The organism is Streptomyces milbemycinicus, assembly GCF_002154605.1.
Taxonomy (GTDB): Bacteria; Actinomycetota; Actinomycetes; order Streptomycetales; family Streptomycetaceae; genus Streptomyces; species Streptomyces milbemycinicus.
Window position 1 is genome coordinate 1 of the sequence record NZ_MUNE01000401.1, and the last position, 6171, is coordinate 6171.

The window sequence follows — 6171 nt, forward strand, 5'->3', positions numbered from 1 at the left end:
CTACACCTCCGGCACCACCGGGCAGAGCAAGGGCGTGGTGACCACCCAGCGCGCCGCGTTGTGGTCGGTGGCGGCGGGCTACGTCCCCTCGTACGGGCTCGAATCGAGCGACCGGCTGCTGTGGCCACTGCCGATGTTCCACACCTACGCACACTCGCTGTGTGTGCTCGGAGTGATCGCGGTCGGAGCGAGCGCGTACCTCCTCGACCGGGGTGTCCGGGGCACCCGGAGCGCTGGGGGTGCGAACCTCGCCGAGGCCCTGGCCGAGCAGCCCTGCACCGTCCTGGCCGGGGTGCCCGCCACCTACCATCTGCTGGTGGACACGCTGCGCCGGACACCCCGGCCGCTGCCCAGGCCACGCGTATGCGTCAGCGCGGGCGCGCCCTGCCCGCCGCAGTTGCGGGCCGAAGTCGAGGAGTTGCTGGGCGCGCCCCTGCTCGACGGCTACGGCTCCACCGAGACCTGCGGGAAGATCGCGGTCGACCGGCTCGACGGGCCACGGGCCGACGGCTCCAGCGGCGCGCCACTCCCCGGGGTCACGGTGCGGCTGACCGACCCGTCGAGTGGCGACGAGGTCGCCGAGGGGGAGGAGGGGGAGATCTGGGTCCGCGGGCCCAATCTGATGAGCGGCTACCACAACCGCCCGGAGGCCACCGCACGCGTCCTGCGCGATGGCTGGTACCGCACCGGAGACCTCGGCCGGCGCGTGGCACACGGCCATCTCAAGGTCACCGGCCGCGTCAAGGAACTGATCATCCGCGGTGGTGAGAACGTCAACCCGGCCGAGGTGGAAGAGACCCTGCTGACCTGCCCCGGGGTCGTCGACGCGGCCGTCGTCGGCCGACCGCACGACGTACTCGGCGAGGTGCCGGTCGCCATGGTCGTCCCCGGCCCCGGCGGCGTGGACACCGCGCGGCTCCTGGAGGTATGCCGGGAGCGGCTGTCGGCCTTCAAGGTGCCCGACGAGGTGTACGAGACCGAGTCCGTGCCCCGCACCCCCTCCGGCAAGATCCTCCGCCCGGAGCTCGCCCGCGAGCTGGCCGAACGGCTGGACCAGGCGCGCGAGACGGCCTCGGCCACGCTGCGCGAGCGGCTGCTGTCCCTGTCCGCGGACCCGGGCCGGGACACCGTGCTGCGCCTCGTCCTCGGCCTGACGGCACGTACGGTCGGTGTCCCCGAGCCAGAGCTGACGCCCGACCAGCCGTTCACCGCCTTCGGGATCACCTCCCTGGGCGGCGTACTGCTGCGCGACCGGCTCGCCGCGGCCACCGGTCTCACGCTCCCGGCCACCCTGGTGTTCGACCAGCCGACGCCCGCCGCCGTGGCGGAGTGGCTGCACACCGAACTGCTCGGCGGCCAGGACCCGGCCCCCGCGGCCGGGATCCGCACGGTCGAACCCGGGCCGCACACGCCCGCGGAGGAGCCGGTGGCCATCGTCGCCATGGCCTGCCGCTACCCGGGTGATGTGGCCACCCCGGAGGACCTGTGGCGGCTGGTCACCGACGGCACCGACGCCACCTCGGACTTCCCCGAAGACCGCGGCTGGGACCTGGAGGGGCTCTACGACCCCGACCCGGACCGGCTGGGCACCTCGATCACCCGCCGGGGCGCCTTCCTGCGCCAGGCGGCCGACTTCGACCCGGCTTTCTTCGGGATGTCCCCACGAGAGGCGCTGGCCACCGACCCACAGCAGCGGCTGTTGCTGGAGACCGCGTGGGAGGTCTTCGAACGCGCGGGCCTTGACCCGACCCGGCTGCGCGGCAGCGATACGGGTGTCTACGTCGGCCTGATGCACGACGCCTACGCGGCCCGTTTCCTGCACCGCACCCAGCACGAGCTGGAGGCCCATCTCGCGCTGGGCGGGGCGGGCAGCGTGGCGTCCGGCCGTATCGCCTACACCCTGGGCCTGCGCGGGGCCGCCGTGACGGTGGACACCGCCTGTTCGTCCTCGCTGGTGGCGATGCACTGGGCCGCGCGGGCGCTGCGGGCCGGCGAGTGTTCGCTGGCCGTGGCGGGCGGCGTGACCGTCATGGCCGGGCCCAAACCGTTCGTGGCGTTCAGCAGGTTGCGCGGCCTGGCGCCGGACGGCCGCTGCAAACCGTTCTCGGCCGCCGCCGACGGCACCGGCTGGGGCGAGGGCGTCGGCCTCGTACTGCTGGAACGGCTCTCCGACGCCCGGCGCAACGGCCACCCGGTGCTCGCCGTGCTGCGCGGCTCCGCCGTCAACTCCGACGGCGCCTCCAACGGGCTGACCGCGCCCAACGGCCCCGCCCAGCAGCAGGTGATCCGCGAGGCGCTGGCCACCGCCGGGCTGTCCCCGGCCGACGTCGACACGGTCGAGGCCCACGGCACCGGCACCGCGCTCGGCGACCCCATCGAGGCCCAGGCGCTGCTGGCCGCATACGGCCGCGACCGGCCCGCGGACCGGCCGCTGTGGCTGGGCGCGGTCAAGGGCAACATCGGGCACACCCAGGCTGCCGCGGGCGTCGCCGGGGTCATCAAGACCGTCATGGCGATGCGCCACGGACGGCTGCCCCGCACCCTGCACACCGATGAGCCGTCCCCGCGCGTGGACTGGTCGCCCGGCACCGTACGGCTGCTGGCGCACGAACGGCCGTGGCAGCCGGTGCCCGGCAGCCCGCGCCGCGCCGGGGTGTCGGCGTTCGGAATCGGTGGGACCAACGCCCATGTGATCCTGGAAGAGGCTGAAACGGCCACGGAGCCCGCGGATGTTGCGCCGGAACACGCCGAAACCGGCGGGGCCGCGGCGCTGCCCGGCCACTCGGGGCGCGCGGAAACCGTGCCGCCACTGCTGCTCTCCGGCGCCGATCCGCGGGCCCTGCGCGCACAGGCCCGGCAGATCGCCGCCCTGCTGCGGGAGCGGCCCGAACTCACCCCGCTGGACGTCGCCTTCTCCCTGGCCACCACCCGCGCCGCGCTCGCGCACCGGACGGCCGTGCCCGCTGCGGACCGCGCGGCGCTGCTGACCGCCCTCGACACGCTGGCGGGGAACGGCGACGGACACCGCGCCCCCGTGCCCGGTGTCGTGGAAACCACCGGCACGGCGAGGTCCGCCGGGCGACTGGCCCTGCTGTTCACCGGCCAGGGCGCCCAGCGGCCGGGCATGGGACGGGAGTTGCACGCCGCCTTCCCCGCCTTCGCCACCGCCTTCGACGGCCTGTGCCACCGCTTCGACAGCGGCGACACCGGCGACACAGGCTTCGAGCGACCGCTGCGTACCGTGCTGTGGGCCGCCGAGGGCACCGAGGACGCCGCTCTGCTGGACCGTACGGACTTCTCACAGGCGGGCCTGTTCGTCTTCGAGGTGGCCGCCTTCCGGCTGCTGGAGTCCTGGGGGATACGGCCGGACTTCCTGGCCGGACACTCCGTCGGCGAACTGGCGGCCGCCCACGTGTCCGGCATCCTCTCCGAGCGGGATGCGGTCGAGCTGGTCGCGGCCCGGGGCCGGCTGATGCGGCGACTGCCCGCGGGCGGGGCCATGGTGGCCGTGGAGGCGTCCGAAGAGGAAGTGGCCAAGGAACTGGCGGCTGCGGAACCGGCGGAAGCGGCGTCGGTGGGACCCGTCGCGGTCGCGGCGGTGAACGGTCCGCGGTCGGTCGTCCTCTCCGGCGACGAGACGGCCGTACTCGCCGTGGCGGCGCGCCTCGCCGCGCGCGGATGCCGCACCACCCGGCTGCGCGTCGGCCACGCCTTCCACTCCCCGCTGGTGGAGCCGATGCTCGAGGAGTTCGGCCGTATCGCCGCGCGGGCGGAGTACGGGGCGCCCCGCATCCCCGTCGTGTCGGCGCTGACCGGCCTCCCGGCCACCGGGGACGACCTGCGCTCGGCCGCGTACTGGATGCGGCACGCCCGCGAGGCCGTCCGCTTCGGGGACGTCGTGCACCGGCTGGCCCACGAGGAAGGCGTGACCGCCTTCGCCGAGGTCGGTCCCGACGCACACCTCACTGCGTCCGCCCTGGCGGCCCTGGGCGACGAGGAGAGCGAACGGCGGGTGTTCGCGGCCGTGTCCAAGTCCGGCGCCGGTGCGCCGGGGGCCGGGCCCGGGGCGGTCCTGGACGCGCTCGCGCGGCTCCATGTGCACGGCCTGCCGGTGGACTGGCGCCGCGTGTACGCGGACAGTGGCGCCCGGCGGGTGGACCTGCCCACGTACCCCTTCCAGCGGCAGCGCTACTGGCTGGCCGACACGCAACCGGACGGCCCCGACGACTCCGTCGAGCCCGCCGAGGACGGCGGCGGCCATCCGCTGCTGACCCTCACCACCACCGTCCCCGGCACCGAACGCCTGTTGTGTACCGGCCACTTGTCGAGCGCCGGCCACCCGTGGCTGGGCGACCACGCCGTCGCCGGACACCCGCTCGTCCCCGCCGCCGCGCTCGTCGAGCTGGCGCTCCACGCGGGCGACGCATGCGGTCTCGAGGTGCTGGAAGACCTCGCCCTGCTGGCCCCGCTGTTCCTGCCGGGACCGGGCTCCCGGGTCCAGATCCAGGTGGCCCTCGGCGAACCGGACGCCTCCGGCCGACGCACCGCCGATGTCCACTCCCGGCCGGAGGAGTCCGGCGCGCTGGGCCCGTGGACACACCACGCGACCGGGCGGCTCGGCCCGGCGGCCGCGTCGCGGGATCCGAACGCCGACCCGGCCGCCGACCTGGGCGCGTGGCCGCCCGCGGGCGCCGAGCGCGTGGACCTCACCGGCGCCTACGCCCGCCTGGCGGAGGCCGGTTACGCGTACGGCCCGGCCTTCCAGGGGGTCACGGCCGCCTGGCGGCGGGGCGGGGAGCTCTTCGCCGAGGTGCGGCTGCCCGCGGCGGCGGGCCCGGACGCCCAGCGGTACGGCATCCACCCGGCGCTGCTGGACGCCGCGCTGCACGCCGGCCGGCTGGCCGCGCCCCCGCCTCTGCCGTCCGGGGGGACCGCCAGGCTGCCGTTCGCCTTCGGCGACCTGACCCTGTACGCCGTCGGCGCCACGGAGTTGCGCGTACGCACCCACGCCGTCGGCGAGGACACGGTCGCCCTGGACCTTGCCGACGGCGTGGGCCGGCCGGTGGCCCGGGTGGCGTCGCTGACGACCCGGCCCCTCCCGGAAGACACCGCTGCCGTCGGCGGGGCGGGTCGGCGAGAGCTGTACCGCCTGCGGTGGACCGGTGTTCCGGCCGGCGACCCGGATGCCGGCGGACCGGCCCCCACCGTGGCGAGCCCCGACGACCTGCGACTGGGCGCGGCACTCACCGCCACGTCCAGCGGCGCCGCCACCGGTCCCGAGACGGTCGTCATCTCCCTGGCCGCCCCGCGCCCGACCACCGATCCGGTAGCGGACACCCATGCCTTGACCGCGCGGGCCCTGGAGGCGCTGCGGACCCGGCTGGCCGATCCGGCCTCGCCCGGAGCGCGTCTGGTGGTGGTGACCCGAGGGGCCACGGCCCCGGCACCGGACCTCCCCGCCGCGGCGGTGTGGGGCCTGGTGCGCGCCGCGCAGTCGGAGTACCCCGGGCGGCTGACCATCGTGGACCTCGACGACCGGCCCGACTCCGTGCGACTGCTGCCCGCCGCCATCGCCACCGGCGAACCCCAACTCTCCATCGCCGACGGCGCGCTGCGTGTCCCCCGGCTGGAACACCTCCCCGACACCGATGGCCTCGGTGACCCCGGCGGTCCCGGCGGCGGCTTCGCGGCTGAGGGCACCGTCCTGCTCACCGGCGGCACCGGGTCCCTCGGTGCCGCGCTGGCGCGGCATCTCGTCGCCCGGCACCGGGTGCGGCACCTCGTGCTCGTCAGCCGCCGCGGCCCCGGGGCCCCGGACGCGCGGCGGCTGCGGACGGAGCTGGAGCGGTCGGGAGCCCAGGTGGACGTGATCGCCTGCGACATCGCGGACCGCCCCGCCCTGGGGGCCGTGATCGAGAAGTACGCGCCCCGGCTGACCGCCGTCGTCCACGCCGCCGGGATCCTGGACGACGGCGTCCTGGAGGCGTTGACGCCCGAGCGGCTGGCGGCGGTGGCACGGCCGAAGGTGGACGCGGCCTGGAACCTGCACGAGCTGACGCAGGGTCTGCCGCTCGCCCGCTTCGTGTTGTTCTCCTCGGCCGCCGGGCTGCTGGGCAACCCGGGCCAGGCCAACTACGCCGCCGCGAACTCCTTCCTGGACGCCCTCGCACA

Annotated in this window: 1 protein-coding gene; it reads left to right on the forward strand. The window is 75.8% G+C overall.

The window, feature by feature from the left end; genetic code table 11:
- A partial coding sequence (locus CCN51_RS30695; protein ID WP_107426109.1) for a type I polyketide synthase occupies window positions 1-6171 on the forward strand: 6171 nt, incomplete at both ends.